Origin of the sequence: Gordonia lacunae (genome assembly GCF_002149015.1) — a bacterium.
In the GTDB taxonomy this organism is placed as follows: Bacteria; Actinomycetota; Actinomycetes; order Mycobacteriales; family Mycobacteriaceae; genus Gordonia; species Gordonia lacunae.
The window spans coordinates 291546-316017 of the sequence record NZ_NGFO01000001.1 but is presented as its reverse complement, the minus strand read 5'-3'; the positions used below and the strand labels follow the sequence as shown (position 1 = coordinate 316017).

The window sequence follows — 24472 nt, the reverse complement described above, 5'->3', positions numbered from 1 at the left end:
CGCCGGTCTTGGGCCTTTGGTCCCACTTTCAAGGATTCTGGTCCCGGGATCGTGCTGCGCCACGACGACTTCCGTGAGAGGGGTCGGCGACAGTCTTGGTCAGATGTCCAACAACGGGGCCGGCGCGGACACGCGCCGTAGGGTGTCAACCGTGACCATCGACGACGCCGCAGACGCACGACGCGCCGAGCTCCGGACGGCCGCGATCAGGCTGGCCGATGAGGTCCTGTTCCCCGCCGCCGGTGACGTCGACCGCACCGGCGCCGTGCCCGAGTCGCACTGGCAGGCACTGGCCGAGGCCGGCCTGTACGGGATCGCCGCGCCCGTCGACGCCGGCGGGCCGGGGCTCGAATTCGGGGAGGTCACCGAGATCCTGGAGGTACTGACCAGCGGCTGTCTCGCCACCGCGTTCACCTGGATCCAGCATCACGGGGTGGTGCTGTCCCTGTCCCGGACCACGAACGCCGACCTACGTGCGGAACTCCTCGAAGCGACCGTGACCGGGCGACTCCGTGCCGGGGTCGCCTATGCCGGGGTCGTCCCCACGCCGCCGCGGATGACCGCGACCGCCACCGGCGACGGCTGGCTCCTCACCGGTCATGCTCCGTTCGTGAGCGGCTGGGGCGACGTCGACCTCCTGCAGGTCTCGGCCCGCGACGCTGCCACCGACGACGTCGTGTCCGCGATTCTGCGCATGCCCGACCTCCTCGAGGGCGCGTCGGCCGACGCGGTGCGGGCCACGCCCGTCGACCTGTCCGCGGCCACCGCGACGAGGACGGTGTCGCTGCGGGTCGACGGCCTGACCGTCCCCGTCGACCGCGTGGTCACCCGCGTGGGTCTCGGGGAGTTCTTCGCGAGCCAGAACGTCGGCGTCCGGCTCAACGGCACGCTCCCGTTCGGACTCATCAGACGCTGTACCGCGCTGCTCGATGTCCGCGGGCACAATCGGGAGGCCCGGGCACTACGTGAGCGCGCCGACGTCGTCCGGACCGCACTGGACGCCGGGATGGCGGATGCCACCGCACTGCTGGCAGCCCGGGCCGACGCGGCGCGCCTGGCACTCGACGCCGCCGCCGCACTGGCGGCCGCGGACGGCGGCCGCGCGGTGGTACGCGGGAGCGCTTCCGAGCGGCTGTTCCGCGAAGCCGCGTTCGTCCTGGTCGCCGCGAGCCGGCCGGAATTGAAAACTGCTCTGTTGCAGCGCTTCAGCGGTGCCTGAAGTCGCGCAGGAAGATGGCCTCGGCCAACGCGATCCGTTCGATCTCCGACGGATCGACGCTCTCGTTGGGCGCGTGGATCAGGCAGCGCGGTTCCTCGACACCGAAGAGCATGATCTCCGCGTCCGGGAACAACGACTGGAGGACGTTGCACAACGGGATCGAGCCGCCCTGTCCCTGGATCAGCACCTCACTGCCGTACGCGGTCGCCAGCGCGTCGGTGAGGGTGTCGTACGCGGGGCCACTGGTGGAGCCGACGAACGGCGCTCCCACCGCCTCCCGCTCGAAGGACACCCGTGCGTTCCACGGCGTGACGGCCCGGAGATGCTCGATGAGTGCGTCCTGCGCATGCGTGGGGTCCATCCCCGGCGGCACCCGGAGGTTGATCCGCGCCCGCGCTTTCGGCTGCACGGCCGCCGATGAGCCGACCACCGGAGGACAGTCGATGCCGAGCACCGTGGCGGCCGGGCGCGCCCACACCATGTCCGACACCGATCCCGAACCGACCAGTCCCACCCCGTCGAGAACCGTTGCATCGCTGCGGAACCGCTCGGGCGGGTAGGACACGCCAGACCAGCGAGCGTCGGCGTCGAGTCCGTGGACGGTGGTGTTGCCGTGCTCGTCACGCAGGGTGGCGAGCATCGAGATGAGGGCTGCGAGGGCATCCGGGGCGGCGCCGCCGAACATCCCGGAGTGCATGGCCGACCCGAGAGTTTCCACGGACACCACGATGTTCGCGATACCGCGCAGGGTGGTCGTCAGGCTCGGCTTCCCGACGGCGAAGTTCCCGGAGTCCGCGATCAGGATAGCGTCGGCGGCAAGCAGTTCCGGGTTCCGTACGGCGAAGTCCTCGAGACCGCCGGTCCCCTGCTCCTCCGAGCCCTCGCCGATGATCTTCACGGTCACCCCCGCCCGGCCGGCGAGTGCCCGCAGCGCGGTGAGGTGTACGGCGATGTTGCCCTTGCAGTCCGCCGCTCCGCGCCCGTACCAGCGCCCGTCGCGGTCGGTCAGTTCCCAGACGGGGGAATCCCATTCGTCATCACCGAGGGGTGGCTGCACATCGTGGTGGAAGTAGAGCAGGACGGTCGGCGCGCCCTCCGGGCCGGGAATGGACCCGGTGATCGCCTTGCTGCCGTCGCTGGTGACGTGTGCGGCGATGTCGTCGACGCCGACATCCCGGAACGCCGCCAGCAGCCAGTCGACCATCCCGTCGCATTCCTCGACCGGGAACTGGTGTTGGTCGTGCACCGACCGGAACCGGACCATCTCCGCGAGATCCGATCTCGCCTGCGGCATCAGCGCGGTCACCTCGTCCCGCAGGGTCATCTCGTCGTCTCGCGCAGTCGGTTCCACCAGCGATCTCCCGTGTGTCGTCGAATCGGGCCGCCCGGCCGATCGCCGGCGGACTCAGCTCTTACCCTCGGCCGCCAGGTCGTACACCTCGAGCTCGCCGCGGCCGATGGCCTCCATCATCCTCGAGTGGTCGGAGTCGTTGAGATCCGCGTAGCCGATCGAGAACTCGGCGATGGCCTCGCCGAAGCCCTTCGTCGTCTTCAGGTACTCGGCGATCTGGAACCGGCTCGCCGTACGCGCATGCGCCTGACCGAGGACCAGGCCGCACAACTGCGCATACAGCTTCATACCCTCGGGGCTCAGGGCCTCGACGACCACCGAGCCCTTGCCGTCTCGGAGTTGACGGACGTAGAAGTCGCGTCGCTCGCCGTTCTCGTCGGTCCCCGTCGACCAGCCGAGGAACAGGTCGCTGGTCGCCTGGAGCAGTCGCTGACCCTCGACCACCCGCTGCCCCTGGTTGTCGAACCCGGAGGCCGGCACGTGGTCGGCGAGAACCGACCGCTGCGCCTCCTTGACCTGGAGGAACAGCGGGTCACCCATCTCCTTGCCGGTGAGCAGGATGATCCACGCCCGCGTGCCGACACTCCCGACGCCCACCACCTTGAACGCGATGTCGACGATCTCGAACTGGTCGAGGAGCGCCTGCACGTGCAGCGGCACGGTGTCGCGATAGGCCTCGATCCGCTCCCGGACCCGCTCGGCGACGATGTCGGCGGTCTCCGCGGGGAAGCGTTCGTGCAGCGGAACCAACAGCGGCGGGTCACTGCGGATGTGCGCCGTACCGTCAGCGTCGATCACGCAGAGTTTCGCGAGGGCCTGGGCGCTGTCGCGGTGGCGGGCCTTGGTGAGGGCCTTCTGCGTGCGCTCGCTCATCGACGTGTCCAGCTTCGGGCCGAAGTCCGTCAGGAAGTCGTCGGCGTCGATTCCGGCGTACCAGTTCTCGAGCGTCGTCTGCGTGACGCTGCGCGCAATGGCCCGTCGGTATGCCTTAGCGACGGTCTTGGCGACCTTGCGGTTGGTCGTGTCGTCGAACCCGTTGTTGCGTCCGGCGATCGTGAAGCTGGCCGCGAGGCGTTTGACGTCCCACTCGAACGGACCGACGTGGGTCTCGTCGAAGTCGTTGAGGTCGAACACCATTCGACGCTCCGGACTGAAGAAGAGACCGAGATTGCTGAGGTGCGCATCGCCGCAGAGTTGCGTGATGATCCCGGTGTCGGGGGTCCGCGACAGGTCGTCGGACATCACCGCGGCCGCGCCACGATAGAAGGTGAACGGGGTGGCCGACATCCGGGCGTGCCGCACCGGGATGAGGTCGGCGACCCGGGTCTCGGCCTGTGCCGCCAGTATTTTCAGTGGGTCGGCTCGCTCGGTCGGCGTGGGGCACGCGGCGAGTTCGACAGCGGTGGGCAGGGTGGACAGAGGTGCGACCACGGATGCTCCTTCACGTCGGTGCGGCCCCGCCACCGGGCGGAGTTGCAGTTCTCCGGGCCCGTTCGGAACCCGCGGTGAACCGCCGCGAACGACGTCCGTCGGGCCCCGCGCCGGCCGGTGACGCCGAGGTCACTGATACGACACGAACCACGGGGACGGGCGCACCGCCAGCGTGGCCGCGGGCGAGAACGTCGGCTTGTCCTCCGTGTAGAAATTCTTCCAGCCCATCCACATTCCCGCCGGGAGATCGGTGACCAATCTGCGCCACGTTTCCATCTTGACGTCCGGGGTGCCGTGCCCGTCGGCATGGAGAACCACCTGCAGCTCGTCGCGATCGGTCACGATCGCGGGCCGGTCGTCGAGCATCCCGGCGTCGAACTGGTGCAGGACGAACAGCTTCTGCGGTAGACGACGGTCGCGGACGAATCCGGCGAGCCAGTCCGAGGTCCGGTTGACCTCCTCGGCGCCGACCGAACCGATCTGGGTGAGGTGGACCTGATGGGGCGTCAGTCGCCACTCGGGGTCCAGCGCCAGGCCGACGTGGGGTTGCGCCAGCAGGTCGGCATAGCGACGCGCCTGCGTCAGGAAGTCCATGCGCCCCGGCTGGAGGTCGAGGGTCACGTAGACCCCGGCGCGGCCGGCGGCCTCGACCCAGGGCCGCAGGGTCTCCGGATCGATCATGTTCGTGTAGGTCGACCCCGGGCCCGGTTCGGCCGAGGCGACCGACGCGATGATCTCGAACGCCGGGACCACCGGCTCGGCGCTCACCCGCTGGTACTCGGCGGCGAGGCGGCGCACCCGGTCTATCGACGCCGCGATGCCCTGCCGGCCGAGGGGTCCGAGCGCCGGTGCGTCCGGCGATCCGTACAGCGCCACCATCCGCCTACCCGGGAAGACGACCTGCCCGCCGCCGGGCAGTTCCGGTGTGTCGCGGGCTTGTTCGACGCGACGGGCGAACTCCGCAGCGGTGCCGAACCCGGGACCCACCGCCCGCACTGCGGTCGGTTCGGACGCGGCCGCCTCGATCGTCGCCACCGACTCGGCGGTCGCACGCGGATCGGGTACCGGCACCTCGACGACCCGTGCCGCGGACCGTGCCGTCATGATCGCGTCGGCGGGAGCGTCGCGGGTCAGCATCACCACTGGCGCGGTCCCCGACCTCGGTGCGTTGCCCCGCAGGTCGTCGAGATCCGCGGAGGTACGCGGGGCCGGAACGCCGTCGACCCGGCCGAGGCGGACCTCCGTGTCGACCCCGAGCCGTCGGAGCTCGCCGGCGACGCTCGGCGCCGTCTGCGGGGTGACCGCCAGGACCGGCACGTGCTTGTCCTGTGCGACACGCGCCGCAGCGGCTCGGCGAGCGGCGTCGTCGAGTGCGTCGGGACCCACCAGGATCGCCTCGTCGGATCGGGCGTACAGCTCGCGACTGAGCTGAACCGACTCCGGCACATCGCCGGCGAGTACGTCGACGCCCGGCGACGGACTCGTATACGCGCCGATCCCGGACGCCCCGACACCTGACGCCCCGACACCGGTTGCCGAAGCGCTCACCGCGAGGCCGACAGCCACGCACACGATCGACGTCCAGATCACCCGACCGGTCACCCGCGCACCCTCCCGTTCGTTCCCGAATCCTCCGCGCAGGCCGCCGGGCTCGCCCCGACCCGTCCGTTCCGGCGCAGACGGTCGCCCAACGTAGCAGCGCGTGCGGTGCGGGTTCGACCGTCACCGCGGGGCGAGGTCGTGACCGGCCACGACGATGCGACCCTGTGACCCGCTTCACGACTGCAACAGGTTCTAGTTGTAGCGTGACTGCCGTGGACTACTGGGGTGTGATGGTCGGCTTGGGACTCTTGGCTACGGCGTTCGGCGTCGTCGGGTTCGTGCGATACCGCGAACGGGAATCGACGACCCTGCAACGCCAGACCCAGCTGGCCCGGGAACTGCGCGACCTCGCCGGCGACGACGAGGTGCGACTCGCCGCGGTCGACGAGTTCTCGCTGACCATCTATCAGCGGCTCTTCTATGCATCGGTGGTCGCGCCGTGGATTCGGAGTGCGGCATGGGCGCTGCTCGGCGCGGTACTCGCCGGAGCCGGGGCTCTCGCGGTGGGATCACTCGACGGCGTCTTCGCGACCGTCGTGCACATCGCCGCGATCGTGGCCGCCGGCGTCTTCGCCGTGTCGACGCTGGTGTGTGTCGGCATCGCGCTGTACCACTCGGCGACGACCCCGCGGGTGTCCTTCAGCGACTCGTACGCCGCCACCGAGGACACCGATCCGGACCCGACTCCGGCAGCCGATGCCCCGGTGTCCGATGCGCCGGTCTCTGATGCCCCGGTGTCCGATGCCCCGGTGTCCGATGCCCCGACCGCCGCTGAACCCCCGGTCCCGGCGCGGCCCGCCGACTGACCGGCGACCCGAGACACAACGAACCCCCACCGGGCTGGACCGCTCGGCGGGGGTTCGTTGCTGTGAGAGGGTCAGGCGGCCTCGCTAGACGATTTGCGCCTGCCACATCCAGTGCAGCTGCTCGAGTTTCGAGGCGAACGAGATCAGTAGATCCTGGGTGACCGGATCGGCCTCCTCGGTGACCCCGATTCGCTCGCGGAGACCCGCGACGACTGCCTTGAGATTGTCGACGATCGACTCGACGACGTCACTGTCCTTGGTCCATCCCTCACCGAATCCCTTGGTGTGGGCGGTCTTGGCGACGGTCTCGGCACGGCCGTCCGGGCTCACGCCGATGGCGGTGGCGCGTTCGGCCGCCGCATCGGTGAATTCCCGGGACACCGTGACCAGTTCATCGAGGTCGAGATGCACCGACCGGAACTGCTTGCCGACGACGTTCCAGTGCGCCTGCTTCGCGATCAGCGACAGGTCGATGAGGTCGACGAGAGTGTCCTGCAACGCCTTTCCGGCGACGGACTGCTGCTCGTCGGTGAGTGTGCTGGTGATCGGAGTGGTGGTCATGATCAAGAACTCCCTTCTCGTCATAGCTGGATGCAGTCGAGATCCGACTGCGGTGGTGCGACGCGGTCAGACGCGGACGGTGACCGCGGAATCGATGTTGCCCTTGGTGGCCTTCGAGTACGGACAGAAGGTGTATGCGAGGTCGGCGAGCTCCTTCGCCTTGGCCTCGTCCAGACCCGGCAGCGACACCTCGATGGCGACGGTGAGTCCGAAGCCGTTGTCCGCGGGGTCCTTTCCGATTCCGACGGTGACGTCCACGGTTGCACCGTCGGGGACCGGGGTGTCTGCCTGCTTGGCCGTGGCGCGAAGCGCACTGAGGAAACAGGCCGCATATCCCGCGGAGAACAACTCTTCCGGATTGGTTCCCTCCCCGTTGCCACCGAGTTCCTTCGGCGGGCGCAGGTCCAGGTCGATCTGGCCGCTCGCCGAGACGACTTCGCCGTCACGTCCGCCGCCGGACGCCTTCGACGAGATGGTGTACACCGGTTCGATTGCCATTCGAAATCCTCCTGGATGCTCAGTACGGGTTCGGGCCGACGATCGTTCCAACCCGCCCCGTTCACGGAACATTCCGGCGACACCACCCTCGGCGACGTGATGGTCACGACACCGGGCGAGCCGTCTCAGCGTCCGCGCATCATCCGCGTCGGCTTCATCCGGGTCGACTCCGGCAGCCATCGATTGACCGGGCTCCGGAGGGTGCAGAGGGCAGCGACCACCAGCAGAATGAGCTGCACATAACTGAGGACGACCATGGTCGACGACACGTCCGGGTACCGGAAGAGCAGGTCGACGCCGACGGGGATGCACAACAGATGCACGACGACGGCGGCCAGGAAGAAGTTGCGGAGGTGGCGGCTGTGCTGGGTGGCCGCGGCGACCAGGCACGCGTACTCGATGGCGAGCACGACGATGATCATCACCAGCATGAACGGCGGGAAGAACCCGGCGAGCGTGTCGACCTCGCTCTCGGGAGCGGAGTTCGCCGGGTCGGCGACCACCCCTTCGAGCAACCGACCACGCAGATCGTCGGTGATCGTCCCCAGGTTGAAGAAGCCGTAGATCGTCAGCACGAGCCCGATCACCGCAGCGCCCCACCACACGATCCGTGCGTGCACAGCGAGCGCCTCCGGTGGCGGCCCCGGATCGCCGGGCCGGGCCGGATAGAGCGCGGCCTGGTCCCGGTCTCGGGAGGATCGTTCGAGGGCGGCCAGGTCCTCGGCATCCAGCTCGGCCTGGCTCGGGACACGATCGGGGTCACGCCCGGCGGGTTCGCCGGACGCACCGCCGGTCGGGTCCTTCGGATCCGTCATGCCCCGATCCTGCCACTCGCCCCGGTGGGCCTCCAGCGTCGAGGAGCCTCCGGCGCCGTGCGGCTTATCTCCGGAACTCGGTCAGTACGAATTCCATCCCGGGCACGAACGTCCCGAGCATGGGCACGACGTGATTGACGATCGACTTCGTCAGGATGGGCGGGGTGGGATCGGTGACGAAGGTGACGTCGGCACCCTGGGCCCGCCAGTCCGCCGCGAGCTGCGCGACCTGTCCGTACGGGATCACGTCGTCGTGCAGTCCGCCTTCGACGAAGACGGGCGCGTTCGGCTTCAGGCGTCCGATCCGCTGTTGCCGGACCACGTCCTGCAGACCCGGGGAGCGGGCGATGAGGGCTGACAGCGTCTCTCCGGTTCGGGTCCAGGTCTCGACGCGGCGGAAACCGAAGGCCGGGATGATGTCGCCGATGCAACTCGTCGAGATCTGCTTCAGCGCCGCCTTGCCGGTCGGATTGGTCTCTCGTCGTACCACGTCGGCGACGTTCGGATACCGCTCGGTCAACCCGTTGATCGCGAAACCGATCGCCCCGGCGATGGTGGTGCCGTCGATCGCCGGGATGACCTTCTCGAGGTCGGCCGGAGGCGCGCCGGCGTAGGTGGCACGGACGTTCAGCTCGGGCGCATAGGTTTCGGCGAGTTCGGCCGCCGACGCGGCGGCCCCACCGCCCTGCGAGTATCCGGCGAAGCCGACCGGCGCATCGGCGGGCGCACCCACGAGGTCGAGCGCGGCCCGCGCACCATCGAGCATGGCCTGGCCGGACTCGGCGCGGTTGACGTAGGTGTGGACACCGGGCGTGCCCATCCCGACGTAATCGGTGATGACGACGCGTACGCCGTGGACGAGCATGTAGTACATCTCGGGCGCCGTGTAGTTCACCGCGATGCTCGGCTTCGTGAGATCGACTGCCAGCGGCAGACCCATCAGCTTCGACGGGGCGCACTGGTCGCCCTGACCGATCGTTCCGGACCCGACGACCAGCGTCGGTCGCGGGCCCTTGCCGGGCCACGGCGCGGTCGGCTCGACGACGGTGCCGGTGACCGGAACGGGTGTCCCGTCGGAACGTCGCGACGTGTACATCACCGTGCGCGCCGTCCCCGGCCACTGGCCTGCCATCCCGGGGATCTGGAGCAGCAGCGGACTCGGTTTGCTACGGATCACCGAACCCGGGTCCGAGGCGTACCGGGCCGGCGGGGTGTAGAAGTCCGCCGCCGCGGCGGTTCCGGCCGCCGCCGGGACCAGCGATGCGGCACAGGCCGCCACCAGCGCGCCGGCGAGCCCGACGAGTCGTCTCGATGTCCTGCGATGAGTCATTGTTCTCCCCGACCTCACGTTCATGGCTGTGTAACCTACCCCACAGTAACTTGAGTCAGGTGACTGGCGTCGCGGGCGGGGTGCGAGCACCGGCACGACCGGCCGCGGACCCGTCCTCGAGCCGCCGCCGGCTGTCACCGAGCCGCCCGGTCAGCGACCCGGCGCGATCTTCAGCATCCGCCCGAGCGTCGCCTGCCACAGTGTCCCGTCGGACGTGATGGTTCCGGTCAGTTCCAGCGGTTCGTCGACCGGCGCCGTCCCGACCGGCACGGTCGCCACCCGCCGTCCCGTCGCGAAGTCCGTTGCGAGGTAGACGACTTCGCCCACCTGCTGCGGGCGCCCCGGTACGAGCGGACCGTAGCCGACCGCGTGGATCAGACCGTCCGCGCGGGACAGCTTGGGGAGCGTGGCGATCCGGTCACCGTTCTCCCACACGCGGCGACAGCCACCTTCCCCGACATCGATGCGGGTGGACCCACCGACGAACGGGGCATCGGCCGGGATCGACGGCCCCCGCACCGCCATCGGTGGGTACTGGTAACCGAGGGTGCTCGGGATCACGAGCGAATTGCCCCAGGCCATCGGCGAGTTCTCGGTGCCCGGCCCGGACGTGGCGAAGGCCCGCATCCGGCACACCTCGGAACCGTCGTCGCTGCGCAGCACCCGAAGACTCGGCGGCTCCGCGTTGTCGACGAGGGCGACCCACCCGTCGCCACCCGGACCGAAATAGGTCGGTGTCGTCCCCGAACCCCAGGTGAGCTGCCCGGGTTTGCGTGCCGGTCCCCGGTCATAGGCGCGACGCCAGACGACCCGCGGCGCGCCACCGGGGTCGGCGTGCATCTCGTACAGCGCGTGCGTCGTCAGGATCGACGCACCGGTCCGCCGGATCGACAGCCCGTTGCCCAGCTCCTCCCCCGCCGGGAGTCGGGTGGACCGCACGGCGCCGTGCCGGTCGACCGTCCCGATCACCCCGCGCGTCGTCGCGAACCACACGCGGCCGTCGAAGTCCGGCGCCAGTCCGGTGATCGCGTCACCCGTCGGTATCACATGCTCGACGTCGACCCGATCGTCGACGAAGACTCGCCATCCGTTCGCCGTCTTCGCATGCGCGACACGGAGAATCGACCCCGAACCGTCGGCGACGACCACCCGGTCGCGATCATCGAGATAGCCGTACACACCACCGAGGAGGCCACCTTTCGTCAGCTGCGTCGACGCCAGCGGTTGCGCGGTCCGGGGATCGAAGAGGACGACCGTCGGTGCCGCGAATGCCGGCGGCGACGATCCGACGAACTGGGTGCACAATGCGACCGGCATCCCGTCGCGTCCCACAAAGGTCGCCGCGCACGCGCCGCCCGGGACGGAGGAGGCGGCCAGCCGAGCACCACGTCCGGGTCCGCGATGCGACGTGGAGTCCGTGGAGGCGAGATCGCCGTGCATGAGCGAGGTGTCGGCCGGTCCGAGTCCGGCGCTCGGCGAGTCCGGTTGTGCCGCCGCGGGGTACGCCAGGGTCACCGCCATCGCCAGGACCCCGGCGACGGCCACCGGCCAGGCCCGCTGCATCCGTGTCATGGATGGTCAAGCTATCGCACAGCATCGACGAGGGTGGCGACCCGCCGGTCGGTCGGGCTCGATGGGGCGGCTGAGCCGCGCCGGGGTCTCGACACGCACTCAGCCGGTGCGGAACGGCAAAGCCGCAGAAGCGACGATGAGCATGATCGAGACGATCGGGAGAGCGGCGAGGGAGACGAAGTCCAGCACCGCAGCACCCGTCGCGGAGCCGATCGCGATTCCCGCCTGGTAGGCGACCACATACACGGCCGAGGCCACATCCTTCCGGTGCCGACTCGACCGCAGCGCGGCGGTGTTGAGCACCACCGGCATCGCCGCGGCGGCACATCCCCAGACAACCACCCCCGCCGGGATCACCGGCGGGATCGCCACCGCGCACAGAGCACAGACCAGGCCGGTGACGACACCGAACCGGACCCGTCGTGGATGCGCATCGAGCCGGCGGCCCGCCAGGCAGACGCCGAGCAGACCTGCGATTCCGAACGCCGCCAGCATCGGTGCCACGACTGCGTATCCGAACCAGCCGCGCAGGACCAGGGGTTCGAAGAATGCATAGCTGACGTAATGCCCGGTCACCATCAGCACCGTGATCGAGCCCACGAGGGCAATCGGCCCGACATCGCCGGCGCCTCCGGTGGCCGGCGGGGAAGCCCGATGCGGCGGAACCGACGGCAACACCGCACACAGCGCAGCCGCACACACTGCCGCTGCCACTCCGATCACCATCGACGTTGCCCGCCAACCCATCACATGCGCGAGTGTCGCGGTGAGCGGGGCGCCGGCGACAAGCGCGAGGGTTGATCCGACGAACACTGCGGCGCTCGCGCGGGCGACGCGGTTCGGGGGACTCAGCCGTGCCGCCACCACCGTGGCCTGCGACCACACGATCCCGTGAACGGCCGCCGCCGGCGCCCGCCAGGCAGCGGCTGACGCGAAGTCGTCCGAGAACGCGAAACCCACCTGCGACACCGCAAGCACAGATACACACACCACCAGCACCGTGCGCTGGTCGTACCGCCGGGTGACAGCGAGCAACGGCAACGTCACAGCAGCTGCCACCACCGCGTAGACGGACAGCAGGAGGCCGATGCGGGCTGGTGGACAGGCCAGTCCGGCGGCGAGCTCGGATTGCGCCCCGATCGGGAACAGCTCTGCGGTCAGATACACGAACAGCGCTGCGCCGAGCGAGCCGTAGCGGAGGAGCGTCACCGCACCGATGACGGCTCTCGGAGGAAGCGTGCGACCTCGCCAGCCCAGACCGCGGCCTCATCGGGAGTGAAGATGTGTCCGGCATCGGGATACTCGATCAACTCTGCGCCCCGAATGCGCGCGTAGGCGCGGGCCGTCGACGGCGCGATGATGCGATCCTGTCCGGAGACGACGACCAGTGACGGCACCTCGATCCCGTCGAGCAGTTCGGTCACGTCGGTCCGCCCCGCCAGCTCTGCGTGCGCTGCCCCACCGGCCGGATATCCATCGACGACGGCCGCCACAGCTCGCTCGTACTCATCGAGCGTCAGTGCGCCGAGGAGATCCGGTGTGAGTGTGCTCGAGACGAGGTACCGGCCGAGGGCGTCCCACTCCTCGTGCGCCGCGAGTGTCCGCCACACCGCGGTGAACGCGTCGGACTGGGCGTCGGCATGCGCCAGTCCGACGGTGAGGACAAGAGCACTCACGTTCTCGGGGTGCCGTGCCGCGGCGGTGACCGCGACTGCTGCACCGAGGGACAGGCCCACGACCGGAAACCTCGTCCCACCGGCACGGATTCCGGCTGCGACCACCTGATCAGCAAGGGCCTCGATGTCCAACGGATCGGCGACGGGCGGCGTACCGCCTGCACCCGGGTAATACGGCCCGACGAACCGGTGCTCGCGTGGGGATCGATCGATCAACGCGGCGAAATTCTCCCGTACCCCGCCGCCCGCACCATGGGCGAGCGCGACCACCGGGCCGTCACCCGACTCGACAACGTCGACGCCGGTGAGGATGTCTGCGACTTCTGTCTGCGGAATCATGCCGGAAACGTAGGCGTTGACGCCGGGGTGAATGTCAAACCTGCCGCGAAAGCAGGAGGTCAAGGGTGCTGATCGGTGAGCTGGCACGGCGAACCGGGACGACGCGACGAGCGCTGCGCTACTACGAGGAGCATGCGCTGCTCATACCGGACCGGGACCCGAACGGCTACCGCCGATACCGCGGAGACGCGGAGCTGCGAGTACACCAGATCCGCGGGCTGCTCGCCGCCGGCTTCTCGACCGAGGTGATCGCGCGACTCCTCCCCTGCGCGGTCGGGAGATCACCAGAGATCCAGCTGTGCCCGAGTGTCGCCGCCGAGATGACACAGGTGCTCGCGAGGGTCGAGGCCCAGCTCGCCGACCTCGATCGACAACGCGGCTCGATCCGGCGACTGCTTGCCCCCGGGGGCGTTCGGACCGGCTCCGAGTAGCCGGTTCCTGCTCACCGCTCCCTCAAATGATCAGACCGAGAGCCAGCACCACGATCAATCCGGTCACCGAGAGGACCGTCTCCATCATCGACCAGGTCTTGAAGGTCTGGCCGACGGTCATCCCGAAGTACTCCTTCACCAGCCAGAAGCCGGCGTCGTTGACGTGCGACAGGAACACCGAGCCGGCACCGATCGCGAGGACGACCAGCGAGAGTTCTCCCGAACCCATCCCGTCGACCAGGCCCAGGATCAACGACGACGCGGTGATGGTCGCGACGGTCGCCGAACCGGTGGCCAGGCGGATCAGTGCCGCGAGGGTCCAGGCGAGCAGGAGCACCGAGACATTGGCGCCCGTTGCCCAGTCCGCCAGCAACGTGCCGATCCCGGTGTCGACGAGGACTTCTTTGAAACCGCCACCCGCCGAGACGATCAGCAGGATTCCCGCAATGGCCGGCAGGGCCGCACCCGTACACTTCGAGATCGTCTCGCGGTCCATGCCGGAACCCCGACCGAGGGTGAACATCGCGACGATCACCGCGATCAGGAGGGCGATCAGAGGTGTGCCCAGGATGTCGAGGACCTTGCGCAGGGGTTGGTCCTCGTCGGCGATGAAGATCTCGGCGATGGCTTTGCCCAGCATCAGCACGACGGGCAGCAGGACGCTGAACATGGTGATCGCGAACGAGGGGCGCTTCGTCGTCGGACCGTCTGCCGGATCGACGTCGAAGGTCGTCGGCGCCTCGACCGTCACCCACCTGCCCGCGAGCACCCCGAACAGTGGTCCGGAGACGATGATGGTCGGGATGGCCACCAGCACACCGAGTCCGAGCGTCGTTCCCAGATCCGCGCCGAGGGCGTCGATCGCCACGAGCGGACCGGGGTGCGGTGGGACGAACCCGTGCATCGCCGAGAGCCCGGCCAGCGCGGGTATGCCGATCGGGATCAATCCGAGACCCGAACGTCGGGCCACCAGGTAGATCACCGGCATCAACAGCACGAGGCCGATCTCGAAGAACATCGGCAGCCCGATGATGGCGCCGACGAGGGCCATCGCCCACGGCAGCATCCGCGGCAACGCGTGACCGACGATCGTGTCGACGATCTCGTCGGCACCACCCGAGTCCGCGAGGAGTTTCGCGAACATGGCGCCGAGTGCGATCAGGATGCCGACACCTGCTGCGGTGGTGCCGAACCCGGCGGTGAAGGACTCCAGGACCGTCGGAATGGATTCACCCGCGACGATGCCGACCGTCGCGCCGCCGCCCACCAACGCGAGGAAGGGATGGACCTTCGCGATCGTGATCGCGACGACGATGACGGCGATACCGGCCAGCGCCGCGACGATGAGTTGCCAACCGGGAGCAACGGGTTCGGGCAGGTCCGTACCGGCGGCGAGGATCGTGGTGATCGGGGACATCGTCACTTCTCCTCGGTGGCCGGGGTCGAATCGTGCGGGCTCGGCCCGTCGGGCAGAGACGCGACCAACTCGTCGACGATCGCGTCCACGCTCTGGTCGACGTCGACGGTCAGGCCGTTCTCGTCCGCGGTCAGCGGCTCCAGGGTCTCGAACTGCGAGGCGAGCAGCGCCGGGGGCATGAAGTGCCCGGGCCGGGATGCCTGTCGTCGCGAGATGACGTCGACCGAGCCGGCGAGGTGCGCGAACAGGGTCGTCGGTGCATGCTCGCGCAGACGGTCACGGTAGTCGCGTTTGAGTGCCGAACAGCTCATCACCCCGCCGGTGCCGTGGTCGGCCAACCAGGCGCCGATCGATTCGAGCCAGGGTCCGCGGTCGTTGTCGTCGAGCGGCTGTCCCGCCGACATCTTGGCGATGTTCTCCGCGGGGTGGAAGTCGTCGGCGTCGGCGAACGGCACCCGTAGGCGCTGCGCCAGCGCGGCCCCGACCGTCGACTTCCCGGACCCCGACACGCCCATGACGACTACTGGCGATCGCATGCTCACTCCTCACGACACTGTGCTGCTGATCACGTCAGGCTGCCTCAATAGTCATACTTTTGCAAGCTCGTGACGGATTAAGTACGCACATTGGGTCAGATGCCGGTGAATGAGAAGATGAAACGGTGAGTCAGGGCACACGGAGCGCAGGTGAACGGCACGACGAGATCCTCGCCGCGATCGGTCGGCGGATCGTCTCGGGGGCGCAACCGGCCGGCAGCGTGCTGACCCTCGAGTCGATCAGTGCCGAACACGGCATCTCCCGGACGGTGTCCCGGGAGGTGATCCGGGTGCTGGAGTCGATGGGCCTGGTCGAATCGAGACGGCGCGTCGGCATCACCATCCAGCCACGGACGCGGTGGAGCGTGTTCGACGCCCGGCTGATCCGGTGGCGGCTGGACGGCGGCGAGCGCGCCGAGTTCCTGGCGACCCTGTCGGAGTTGCGGCGAGGTTTTGAACCGGTGGCGGCGGCGCTGGCCGCCGAACGGGCCGACGAGCATCAGTGCCGCATTCTCGCGGCTGCGGTGTCGGACATGTCGGTCCACGGACGAGGCGGCGACCTGGAGTCGTATCTGTTGGCCGACAAGGTCTTCCACCGGACATTGCTCGAGGCGAGCGGCAACGAGATGTTCCGGTCACTCACCGGCGTGGTGAACGAGGTCCTGGCCGGACGCACCCATCACGGGATGATGCCGGCGACCCCCAACCCGGCCGCCATCGCACTGCACGACGATGTGGCCAGAGCAATACGCCTCCGCGACCCGGAGGTCGCGGAGGCGTCGATGCGAGCGATCATCACCGAGGCGGCGGCGGCCGTCTCCGAGGAGACCCCCTCGCCGCCGGAGGTGCTCTAGACCAGCAGCTCGGCGATCTGGATCGTGTTGAGGGCCGCGCCCTTTCGGAGGTTGTCCCCCGAGACGAACAGCGCGAGGCCGCGATCTTCCGGAACGCCCGGGTCCTGCCGGATCCGGCCGACCAGCGATACGTCCTTGCCCGCGGCGGCCAGCGGCGTCGGCACGTCGGCGAGTTCCACACCGGCTGCCGCGCCGAGGATCTCCTGTGCGCGAGCCACCGACAGCGGGTTCGCGAACTCGGCGTTGATCGACAGCGAGTGACCGGTGAACACCGGCACCCGCACGCATGTGCCGCTCACGAGGAGCTCGGGCAGGCCGAGGATCTTGCGCGACTCGTTGCGCAGCTTCTGGTCTTCGTCGGTCTCGCCAGACCCGTCGTCGACGAGCGAACCGGCAAGAGCCACAACGTTGAACGCGATCGGCGCGACGTACTTGTTCGGCGCCGGGAAGTCCGCGGCCGAACCATCGTGCACGAGCTTCTCCGCGTCGTCGGCGACCGCGCGCACCTGGGTGGCGAGTTCCTCGACGCCGGCCAGCCCACTGCCCGAGACCGCCTGGTAGCTGGAGATGATGAGGCGCTGCAGGCCGGCTTCGTCGTGCAGCGGCTTGAGCACCGGCATGGCGGCCATGGTGGTGCAGTTCGGGTTGGCGATGATGCCCTTGGGCGGGTTCTTCGCCAGTTCGCCGTTGACCTCCGAGACCACCAGCGGCACATCGGGATCCTTGCGCCATGCCGAGGAGTTGTCGATGACGGTGACCCCGGCCGCGGCGAACCGCGGTGCCTGCTCGCGCGACATCGTGGCGCCCGCCGAGAAGAGGGCGATGTCGAGACCGGACGGATCCGCGGTGGCCGCGTCCTCGACGACGATCTCGCCGTCGCCCCAGGGCAGCTTCTTGCCCGCCGAGCGCGACGACGCGAAGAACCGCACCTCGTCGGCGGGGAACCCGCGCTCCGCCAACAGGGTTCGCATGACGGCGCCGACCTGACCGGTCGCGCCCACGACTCCGATACGTACGCCCACTGCTATCGCCCCGTTCCGGCGTAGACGACGGCTTCTTCTTCGCCGCCGAGATCGAAGGCGGCGTGCAGAGCGCGCACCGCGTCGTCGAGTTCGGTGTCGCGGCACAGTACCGAGATGCGGATCTCCGAGGTGGAGATCAGCTCGATGTTCACGCCGGCCTCGCTGAGGGCCTCACAGAATGTGGCCGTGACGCCGGGATGCGACTTCATGCCGGCGCCCACCAGCGACACCTTGCCGATGTGGTCGTCGTAGAGCAGGTCGGTGAAGCCGATCTCGGCCTGCAGCTTGGTCAGCTTCTCCACACCGAGCGGTCCGAGCTCGCGCGGCAGGGTGAAGGTGATGTCGGTCTTGCCGGTGTCGACCTTCGAGACGTTCTGCAGCACCATGTCGATGTTGATCTCGGCGTCGGCGACGGCGCGGAACACCCGCGCCGCGTAACCGGGCTTGTCGTCGAGTCCGACGACGGTGATCTTGGCCTCGCTGCGATCATGTGCGACGCCGGTGAGAATGGCTTCTTCCACGGGGATGTCCTCCATCGATCCGGTCACCACGGTGCCGGGTTTGGTCGAGTACGACGAGCGCACGTGAACGGGAACGTTGTACCGGCGGGCGTATTCGACGCACCGCAGCATCAGCACCTTGGCGCCGCAGGCGGCCAGCTCGAGCATCTCCTCGAAGCAGACGGTGTCGAGCCGACGGGCGTCGGGCACGATGCGCGGATCGGCCGAGTAGACCCCGTCGACATCGGTGTAGATCTCGCAGACATCGGCCTCGAGTGCCGCGGCCAGCGCGACTGCGGTGGTGTCGGAACCGCCGCGTCCCAGGGTGGTGACGTCCTTGGTGTCCTGCGAGACGCCCTGGAAACCGGCGACCAGCACGATCTTGCCCTCGTCGAGGGCGCTGCGAACGCGTCCGGGCGTGACGTCGATGATCTTGGCCTTGCCGTGGCTGCTCGTCGTGATGACGCCGGCCTGGGAGCCGGTGAACGACTGCGCCTGCGCGCCCATCGAACTGATCGCCATGGCCACGAGGGAGTTCGAGATCCGCTCACCGGAGGTCAGCAGCATGTCCATCTCGCGCGCCGGCGGCGCCGGGTTGACCTGCTGGGCGAGGTCGAGCAGTTCATCGGTGGTGTCACCCATCGCCGACACGACCACGACGACGTCGTTGCCCTGCTTCTTGGTCTCGACGATCCGCTCGGCGACGCGACGGATGCGTTCGGCCGTTGCGACCGAGGATCCGCCGTACTTCTGCACCACGAGGGCCACGTCGAGTTACCTCCCGCCGGCCAGTGTGCCGGTCGATAGACGTCAACTTGCCGGGACAACCTTACCGGGACCACGCCCGACGGCCTGACCTGGTCTCCACGCCACCCATCGGCACCCGGACGATCCGATCCGCCCTAGGATCGCTCGGGTGGCCTCCCCTACCGACGTCGGCGATTCCGGAAGCGGCGCCGACGGCCGGACCGGGAGGCGATCCGGCGCCGGGGGCGCGTCGTCCGGACGCGCACCGGTCGTCGTCGGCGAGGCGGGGCGTCGGCTGAGGTCGATCACCACGGCGTTCTTCGGTCCGCTCAGCTCGTCGCCGGCCGGCCTCCGCAGGCATCGCTGGTGGCTCGACGCACTGCTCGTCTTCCTCGTCATCCGGGCCGTCGGCATCCTCGTGCTGGCCCGTTTCGCCGATCTCCGGGGGACCACGCTGGGCGACTCCCTCGCGGTATGGGACGGGCAGTGGATGATCGCGATCGCGACCCACGGGTACGACGGCGTTCCCTACGCGCTCACCGACGCCCGGGGTCTGCACACCGTCGACACGGCATACGCCTTCTTTCCCGGCTACCCGTACCTGGTCGGGCTCATCGCGAAGCTGCCCGGGCTGAGCCCGTTCGGTGCCGCGATCACGGTGAACCTGTTCCTGGGTTGCGTGGCGGCGGTCGGCGCGGCACGCCTGGGCATGGTGTGCGCGCGACTCATGGCGCGCCGGTCGCCCGTCGGCCCGGCACCCGAGCGGGGTACCGGACTGTTCCTGGTGGTGCTCTTCGCCGCGACGCCGATGTCGATCGTGCTGAACATGGCCTACACCGAGGCGCTGTTCTGCGCACTAGCGGTGTGGGCGCTGGTGGCCGTCCTCGAGAAACGCTGGCTTCTCGCCGGCCTCGTGGCCGCGATCTGCGGGCTGTGCCGGCCCACGGCGGCGGTCCTGATCGGGGTCGTGATGCTCGCGGCCGTCGTGTTCCTGTGGCAGGCACGCGGAACCGCCGTGCCGAGAGCGGCACGGGTCCGCGCGCTCGTCGCCATCGTGATCAGTCCCCTCGGCTACCTCGCCTACCTCTGCGTGGTGTGGGTGCACACCGGTTCACCGACCGGGTGGTTCCGCATCCAGACCGAGGGCTGGGACACCCGATTCGACTGGGGTGTGGCCGCTTTCGGGTTCGTCAACGAGATGCTCGTGCACTCGGCCGAGATCGCGCCGGTGGCGACCGCGTGGATCGTCCTGAGCACACTGGCGATGCTGTGTGTCGCGGTGTGGTCACGGATGCCGTGGCCGGTCCTGCTCTACGGTTCCCTGCTCGTCGCGCAGATCGTGCTGTCGAGCGGGCTGATGATGAGCCGGCCGCGGCTGCTCCTGCCCGCATTCGTCCTGCTGATCCCGCTGGCGATGGCGCTCGCGCGGATGCGACCGGTCGTCGCCGGGATGATCGTCGTGCCGGTCGTGGTGGGCAGCTCGTGGTTCGGTGCACACATGCTCACCGTGTTCCCCCACGCCATGTGAGATGCGCGCACCCCCACTCCCCGCGGAGCGCGACCCCTCTGATCTCTGATCCGAAAGAACGGCAAAACCTCTGCCCCCTAATCCGAGACGACGGCAAAACCTCTGCTCCCTGAGGTGCGAGGAGCGATAGCGACGAGCCTCGAAGGGCCTGGTGAGATGCCTTGCGAGACCCTTCGTGACGCTCGCAAGCTCGCTCCTCAGGGAGCGGCGGTTGGCCCGCAACCTCGCACCTCAGGGAGCGGGAGGTTGTCACACCGCCGACGCCGCGAATCCCAGACAGAGGTAATCGATCCCGGCGTCGAGCCGCGCTCGGGGATCGAGAAGCCGGCCGGCATCGCGGCGGCCGGCCAGACGAGCGAGGTGCGACGGGACCTCGACCTCGGACTCTCCCGAGATCACCTCCGCGAGTCCGGCGGACGGCAGCAACGCATCGTCGTGGAGCAGTTGATCGCTCACCGCGACCAGCGCCACACCGTGGACGAAGCTCCACACCGACAGCGCCATGTCGGTCGCGCGTTCGATGCCGACGCCGAGTTCGAGGAATCCGGCCGCGAGCCAGTCGAGGCACGCCAGCGAATCCTCGCCGTAGCTGTGCCGGGGCGACGAGTAGGCCAGGACGACCCACGGGTGACGCGTGTAGAGCTCCCAGTCGACGTCGACGGCGACAGTGACGCGGGCACGCCACCCGGGCTGGGTGTCCACCGGGTACGGGAACCGGCGTCCCACCTCCGTCGACATCGCCTGCAGCAGTGCGTCCTTGTCCGCGACGTGGCGATAGAGCGACATCGCTCCCACCCCGAGCTTCTCGGCAACCCGCCGCATCGACAGGGAGCCGATGCCGTCGTCATCGGCGACGGCGATCGCGGCGTCCACGATCGTCGCGGGCGACAGCTTCGAGGTGTCGGACGTCACGTTCGGGTTCCTCCTGCTCAGAGCGGGAATAAAGCGATTGCGTACAGCGTACTCATCCCCGTACGCTGACCCGCGTACACCGTACGCGCAGGTAGCTGTCGCCTGCCGCGAAGGAGGAAATGATGTCCGCCCAGCTCGACCCGTCGACCCGGCTCCACCCGACCACCCCGGGTGCCGCCGACCGACGAACGTGGCTGGGACTGGCCGTGCTCACCCTGCCGGTGTTCCTGGTCTCGATGGACGTCTCGGTGCTGTACCTCGCCATCCCGTCGATCACCGACGCACTCGCGCCGTCCGCGGCCCAGCAATTGTGGATTCTCGACATCTACGGGTTCCTCATCGCCGGACTGCTCATCACGATGGGCAACGTCGGCGACCGCGTCGGGCGTCGTCGCATCCTCCTCGCCGGAGCGGGCCTCTTCGGCGTCGCCTCGGTCATCGCCGCCTTCGCACCCACAGCCGGCATCCTGATCGCGGCGCGCGCCCTGATGGGCATCGGCGGCGCGACCCTGCTGCCGTCGAGCCTGTCGCTCATCGCCAACATGTTCCCCGACGCGCGCGAGCGCGGTCGCGCGATCGGCGTGTGGACCGCGGCGTTCGCCGGCGGCAGCGCGGTGGGACCGGTCATCGGAGGCGTTCTGCTGCACCACTTCTGGTGGGGCGTGGTCTTTCTCATCAACGTTCCGGTGCTCGTCCTGCTCTTCGTCTTCGGCCCGCGCCTGATCCCGGAGTACCGGGCCGCGACGACCGATCCGTTCGACGTCCTCGGCGTCGTGCTCTCGATGGCAGGCATCCTCCCCCTCGTCTACGCGGTGAAGACGGTGGCGAGCGACGGCGCCACGACGGCTGTGGTCGTCGCCGGCGTGGTGGGTGCGGCTCTGCTCATCACGTTCCTGCTCCACCAGCGTCGAGTCGCATCGCCGCTCCTCGACCTCAAACTGTTCGGCAACGCCCAGTTCAGCGGCGCGGTGGCCGTCGCGTTGATCGGCATGATGGCACTCGGCGGCATGTCCTACCTCACCGGCGTCTACCTCCAGTCGGTCATGGGACACGACGTCCTGGCCGCGGCCATCGCCGGCCTCCCGATGGCCGTCGCGGTCGCGGTGTTCTCCATCGGAGCGACGCGTGTCGCCTCCTTCCTGGGCACCCGGTTGGCCTTCGTGGGTTCCGTCGGCCTCGCGGCGGCAGGCAACCTCGGCATGCTGACACTCGGCACCTCGTCCCCGGTCTGGGTGTACATCCTGTGCACGACGATCGCGGGCATCGGTTATGGCATCCAGTTCAGCCTGGTGTCGGTCGTCGTCGTCGGCTCCGTTCCGCCGGAACGGTCCGGCGCCGCGTCGGGCATCTCGGAGACCAGCTTCGAGCTCGGCACGGCGATGGGCCTGGCTCTGCTCGGATCGCTGGCCACCCTCGTGTTCCGGGACGGCGACCGGGGTTGGGCATTCGGTGACACCCTCGGCGAGACGCTGCACCGCTCGACGGACATGGGCCCGGCCGGGGATGGCCTGGCCGCCGCGGCGAAGCAGTCGTTCGTGGACGGCATGCATGCCGCATCGCTCGCGAGCGGCCTCGCTCTCCTCATCCTCGGGGCGATCCTGCTCGTGGTGATGCGCGACGAGCCGACCGATCCGCAGGCCGAGGTCGCCGAGGTGCGCCTGCCCGACGGTGAGTCGGTCGGCGCCGCGCGTACCCGGTCCTGACGGCGTCGCCCCACTACCCTCGGGCGGATGCACGAACTGATCTCGGGGCGCTGGAGCGCCCGCGGCTACGATCCCGCCGCGACCATCTCGGTCGACGACATCACCACCATCGTCGACGCCGGCCGCTGGGCACCCACCTGGGGCCGAGTGCAACCGGTGCGGTTCATCGTCGGCCTGCGTGACGACCCCACCTTCGCCGCCCTCAGCGGCGTCCTGACCCGAGGCAACTCGGGGTGGGCGCCGCGCTCGGCGGCGCTGGTCCTGGTCTGCACCACCGATGACCCGGACGACGCGAAGGCCCACACCTACGGGGCGGTCGACTGTGGACTGGCCGTCGCCCAGATGATCCTGCAGGCCGAGGCACTCGGTTTCAACGCGCATCCGATGGCCGGTTTCGACGCCGAGGCCGCGCGTGACGCCTTCGGGATCCCGTCCGGCAAGCGGCCGCTGGTGTTGCTCGGCGTCGGCGTGCTCACCGACGACACGACGTCACTTCCCGAGGACATCCGCACCCGAGACGCGAAGCCACGCACCCGGCTCCCCCTCGACGAGGTCGCCTTCGCCGGCGAGTGGGGCCATGCCGCGTTCCCGGACTCTGCAGGCACCTGACCGGCGGATGTGACGAACGAGGCATATGAGACAGAAGTGACTTGTGGTACTTCTTCTCCATGACTGTCTCACCTCCACGACGAGGACTTCTCCGTCGGCTGGGAGCGCACCTCGCTCCCGTCGCCGCCGTCACGGCTCTGTCGGCAGCGCTGTCCGTGCCGGCGATCGCAAGCGCCGACGAGCCCTTCAGCCTCGAGTTCGACGGCGCAGCCGGCACGTTTCCGTCGGCCTTGCAGCACGAGACCGGCGCGGGTGGCTGGGGCAACAACGAGGTGCAGAACTACACCGCCGACCGCCTCAATTCACGTCTGGACGGCAACGGCAACCTCCTCATCGAGGCCCGGCGGGCCGCGACGGGCGGTTGGACCTCAGCCCGGCTGACCACCAAGGACAGCTTCGAGTTCACCTACGGCACGATCTCCGCACGCATCTCGCTGCCGCAGGGTCGCGGGCTGCATCCGGCATTCTGGCTACTCGGGAGCGACATCGACTCGGTCGGATATCCGGCCGCCGGCGAGGTCGACATCGCGGAGACGATCAACACCTCCGACTGGGTGCACGTGGGCGTGCACGGCCCGACGGCCCTGGGGACCGCCACCGGGTCGCTCGACATCTCGCTCACCGACCTGCTCCCCGGACTCCCGCTCCCGGGCCCCCTCGCCGGGCGCTGGGAACGGGGCCATGACCTGACCGGCGTCGACCCCGGCGACTTCCACGTCTACGCGGTGACCAAGACGTCGTCGCAGATCCGCTTCACCATCGACGGGAACGCGGTCTACATGATCAACAGGTCCTCGCTCACCGGCGATGAGCGCTGGGTCTTCGACAAACCCATGTACGCACTGCTCAACGTCGCAGTCGGCGGCATCTGGCCCGGACCGCCGTCGTCGACGACCCCGAGTCCGTCGACGATGACCGTCGACTGGTTGCGCTACACCCCGTGAGCCGCCGGAGCTCCTGATCCGGAAGAACCGCACAGCCAACTCCGCCCCGAGCCGAACGGCCCGGGGCGG

At 69.1% G+C, this 24472-nt stretch carries 23 protein-coding genes; 8 read left to right on the top strand and 15 right to left on the bottom strand.

Going from position 1 to position 24472, the window contains the following annotated elements; all coding sequences use genetic code 11:
- Nucleotides 1-151 precede the first annotated feature (151 nt).
- On the top strand, nt 152-1219 hold the full coding sequence (locus tag CA982_RS01445; RefSeq protein ID WP_086533634.1) for an acyl-CoA dehydrogenase family protein: 1068 nt from the start codon (nt 152-154) through the stop codon (nt 1217-1219).
- On the opposite strand, the gene CA982_RS01440 is transcribed toward CA982_RS01445, so the two are convergent.
- The 3 genes from CA982_RS01440 to CA982_RS01430 all read right to left on the bottom strand — a co-directional run bounded on the left by CA982_RS01440 (nt 1206) and on the right by CA982_RS01430 (nt 5603).
- Nucleotides 1206-2570, bottom strand: coding sequence for a dipeptidase (locus tag CA982_RS01440; protein ID WP_086533543.1), 1365 nt, complete (start codon nt 2568-2570; stop codon nt 1206-1208). The genes CA982_RS01445 and CA982_RS01440 overlap by 14 nt on opposite strands.
- Nucleotides 2571-2624: 54 nt before the next feature.
- A complete protein-coding gene (locus CA982_RS01435; protein WP_086533542.1) occupies nt 2625-4001 on the bottom strand; it encodes a DUF2252 domain-containing protein in 1377 nt (458 codons plus the stop codon).
- A gap of 129 nt (nt 4002-4130) precedes the next feature.
- Nucleotides 4131-5603, bottom strand: a complete 1473-nt coding sequence (locus CA982_RS01430; RefSeq protein WP_086533541.1) for a serine/threonine-protein kinase — start codon at nt 5601-5603, stop codon at nt 4131-4133.
- A gap of 203 nt (nt 5604-5806) precedes the next feature.
- On the opposite strand from CA982_RS01430, the gene CA982_RS01425 reads away from it, so the two are divergent.
- Complete coding sequence (locus CA982_RS01425) at nt 5807-6409, top strand: hypothetical protein (protein WP_086533540.1); 603 nt, start codon at nt 5807-5809, stop codon at nt 6407-6409.
- Between the two features lie 84 nt (nt 6410-6493).
- Here the strand turns inward: CA982_RS01425 and CA982_RS01420 are convergent, their stop codons facing one another.
- From CA982_RS01420 to CA982_RS01390, 7 genes are all read right to left on the bottom strand, one after another.
- Nucleotides 6494-6970 (bottom strand): Dps family protein, encoded by a 477-nt coding sequence (locus CA982_RS01420; RefSeq protein ID WP_086533633.1) that lies wholly within the window; start codon nt 6968-6970, stop codon nt 6494-6496.
- A gap of 66 nt (nt 6971-7036) precedes the next feature.
- Nucleotides 7037-7468, bottom strand: coding sequence for an organic hydroperoxide resistance protein (locus CA982_RS01415; protein ID WP_004023349.1), 432 nt, complete (start codon nt 7466-7468; stop codon nt 7037-7039).
- 125 nt (nt 7469-7593) lie between these two features.
- Nucleotides 7594-8283 (bottom strand): hypothetical protein, encoded by a 690-nt coding sequence (locus tag CA982_RS01410; RefSeq protein ID WP_086533539.1) that lies wholly within the window; start codon nt 8281-8283, stop codon nt 7594-7596.
- Between the two features lie 64 nt (nt 8284-8347).
- Nucleotides 8348-9613 carry a lipase family protein gene (locus CA982_RS01405; RefSeq protein WP_086533538.1) on the bottom strand — a complete coding sequence of 422 codons (1266 nt, stop codon included), beginning with the start codon at nt 9611-9613 and terminating at the stop codon, nt 8348-8350.
- A gap of 150 nt (nt 9614-9763) precedes the next feature.
- A complete protein-coding gene (locus tag CA982_RS01400; protein ID WP_086533537.1) occupies nt 9764-11176 on the bottom strand; it encodes a hypothetical protein in 1413 nt (470 codons plus the stop codon).
- A 108-nt stretch (nt 11177-11284) separates the two neighbouring features.
- Nucleotides 11285-12394 (bottom strand): MFS transporter, encoded by a 1110-nt coding sequence (locus CA982_RS01395; protein ID WP_158097786.1) that lies wholly within the window; start codon nt 12392-12394, stop codon nt 11285-11287.
- Nucleotides 12391-13200 (bottom strand): alpha/beta fold hydrolase, encoded by an 810-nt coding sequence (locus CA982_RS01390; protein ID WP_086533535.1) that lies wholly within the window; start codon nt 13198-13200, stop codon nt 12391-12393. The genes CA982_RS01395 and CA982_RS01390 overlap by 4 nt, the downstream gene beginning before the upstream one ends.
- Nucleotides 13201-13265: 65 nt before the next feature.
- On the opposite strand from CA982_RS01390, the gene CA982_RS01385 reads away from it, so the two are divergent.
- Nucleotides 13266-13631 carry a MerR family transcriptional regulator gene (locus CA982_RS01385; protein ID WP_086533534.1) on the top strand — a complete coding sequence of 122 codons (366 nt, stop codon included), beginning with the start codon at nt 13266-13268 and terminating at the stop codon, nt 13629-13631.
- Between the two features lie 22 nt (nt 13632-13653).
- Here CA982_RS01385 and CA982_RS01380 read toward each other — a convergent pair whose 3' ends face one another.
- Nucleotides 13654-15048 (bottom strand): GntP family permease, encoded by a 1395-nt coding sequence (locus tag CA982_RS01380; protein WP_086533533.1) that lies wholly within the window; start codon nt 15046-15048, stop codon nt 13654-13656.
- A gap of 2 nt (nt 15049-15050) precedes the next feature.
- On the bottom strand, nt 15051-15584 hold the full coding sequence (locus tag CA982_RS01375) for a gluconokinase (RefSeq protein WP_086533532.1): 534 nt from the start codon (nt 15582-15584) through the stop codon (nt 15051-15053).
- Nucleotides 15585-15709: 125 nt separating this feature from the next.
- Between CA982_RS01375 and CA982_RS01370 the strand changes: the two genes are divergently transcribed.
- Complete coding sequence (locus tag CA982_RS01370; protein WP_086533531.1) at nt 15710-16438, top strand: FadR/GntR family transcriptional regulator; 729 nt, start codon at nt 15710-15712, stop codon at nt 16436-16438.
- Here CA982_RS01370 and CA982_RS01365 read toward each other — a convergent pair.
- Nucleotides 16435-17460: an aspartate-semialdehyde dehydrogenase gene (locus tag CA982_RS01365; RefSeq protein WP_086533530.1), complete on the bottom strand. Its 1026-nt coding sequence runs from the start codon at nt 17458-17460 to the stop codon at nt 16435-16437. The genes CA982_RS01370 and CA982_RS01365 overlap by 4 nt on opposite strands.
- Nucleotides 17461-17462: 2 nt before the next feature.
- Nucleotides 17463-18728, bottom strand: coding sequence for an aspartate kinase (locus CA982_RS01360; RefSeq protein WP_086533529.1), 1266 nt, complete (start codon nt 18726-18728; stop codon nt 17463-17465).
- 148 nt (nt 18729-18876) lie between these two features.
- On the opposite strand from CA982_RS01360, the gene CA982_RS01355 reads away from it, so the two are divergent.
- Nucleotides 18877-20235, top strand: coding sequence for a mannosyltransferase family protein (locus CA982_RS01355; RefSeq protein WP_086533528.1), 1359 nt, complete (start codon nt 18877-18879; stop codon nt 20233-20235).
- 249 nt (nt 20236-20484) lie between these two features.
- Here the strand turns inward: CA982_RS01355 and CA982_RS01350 are convergent, their stop codons facing one another.
- Nucleotides 20485-21147, bottom strand: coding sequence for a TetR/AcrR family transcriptional regulator (locus CA982_RS01350; protein ID WP_086533527.1), 663 nt, complete (start codon nt 21145-21147; stop codon nt 20485-20487).
- Between the two features lie 122 nt (nt 21148-21269).
- Between CA982_RS01350 and CA982_RS01345 the strand changes: the two genes are divergently transcribed.
- Genes CA982_RS01345 through CA982_RS01335 form a run of 3 tightly spaced genes read left to right on the top strand, consistent with a single transcriptional unit; the run spans nt 21270 to nt 24403 of the window.
- Nucleotides 21270-22850 carry an MFS transporter gene (locus CA982_RS01345; RefSeq protein WP_086533632.1) on the top strand — a complete coding sequence of 527 codons (1581 nt, stop codon included), beginning with the start codon at nt 21270-21272 and terminating at the stop codon, nt 22848-22850.
- A 27-nt stretch (nt 22851-22877) separates the two neighbouring features.
- The gene (locus CA982_RS01340) at nt 22878-23459 is read left to right on the top strand and encodes a nitroreductase family protein (RefSeq protein WP_086533526.1); all 582 of its coding nucleotides are present in this window, start codon (nt 22878-22880) and stop codon (nt 23457-23459) included.
- Between the two features lie 59 nt (nt 23460-23518).
- The gene (locus CA982_RS01335) at nt 23519-24403 is read left to right on the top strand and encodes a glycoside hydrolase family 16 protein (RefSeq protein WP_086533631.1); all 885 of its coding nucleotides are present in this window, start codon (nt 23519-23521) and stop codon (nt 24401-24403) included.
- The last annotated feature ends 69 nt before the right edge of the window (nt 24404-24472 follow it).

Excerpts from the sequence above, each read along its gene's own strand:
- CA982_RS01375 (WP_086533532.1), bottom strand. The coding sequence starts at position 15,584 with ATGCGATCGCCAGTAGTCGTCATGGGCGTGTCGGGGTCCGGGAAGTCG.
- CA982_RS01400 (WP_086533537.1), bottom strand. The coding sequence starts at position 11,176 with ATGCAGCGGGCCTGGCCGGTGGCCGTCGCCGGGGTCCTGGCGATGGCG.
- CA982_RS01380 (WP_086533533.1), bottom strand. The coding sequence starts at position 15,048 with ATGTCCCCGATCACCACGATCCTCGCCGCCGGTACGGACCTGCCCGAA.
- CA982_RS01405 (WP_086533538.1), bottom strand. The coding sequence starts at position 9,613 with ATGACTCATCGCAGGACATCGAGACGACTCGTCGGGCTCGCCGGCGCG.
- CA982_RS01410 (WP_086533539.1), bottom strand. The coding sequence starts at position 8,283 with ATGACGGATCCGAAGGACCCGACCGGCGGTGCGTCCGGCGAACCCGCC.
- CA982_RS01415 (WP_004023349.1), bottom strand. The coding sequence starts at position 7,468 with ATGGCAATCGAACCGGTGTACACCATCTCGTCGAAGGCGTCCGGCGGC.
- CA982_RS01390 (WP_086533535.1), bottom strand. The coding sequence starts at position 13,200 with ATGATTCCGCAGACAGAAGTCGCAGACATCCTCACCGGCGTCGACGTT.
- CA982_RS01340 (WP_086533526.1), top strand. The coding sequence starts at position 22,878 with ATGCACGAACTGATCTCGGGGCGCTGGAGCGCCCGCGGCTACGATCCC.
- CA982_RS01335 (WP_086533631.1), top strand. The coding sequence starts at position 23,519 with ATGACTGTCTCACCTCCACGACGAGGACTTCTCCGTCGGCTGGGAGCG.
- CA982_RS01420 (WP_086533633.1), bottom strand. The coding sequence starts at position 6,970 with ATGACCACCACTCCGATCACCAGCACACTCACCGACGAGCAGCAGTCC.
- CA982_RS01345 (WP_086533632.1), top strand. The coding sequence starts at position 21,270 with ATGTCCGCCCAGCTCGACCCGTCGACCCGGCTCCACCCGACCACCCCG.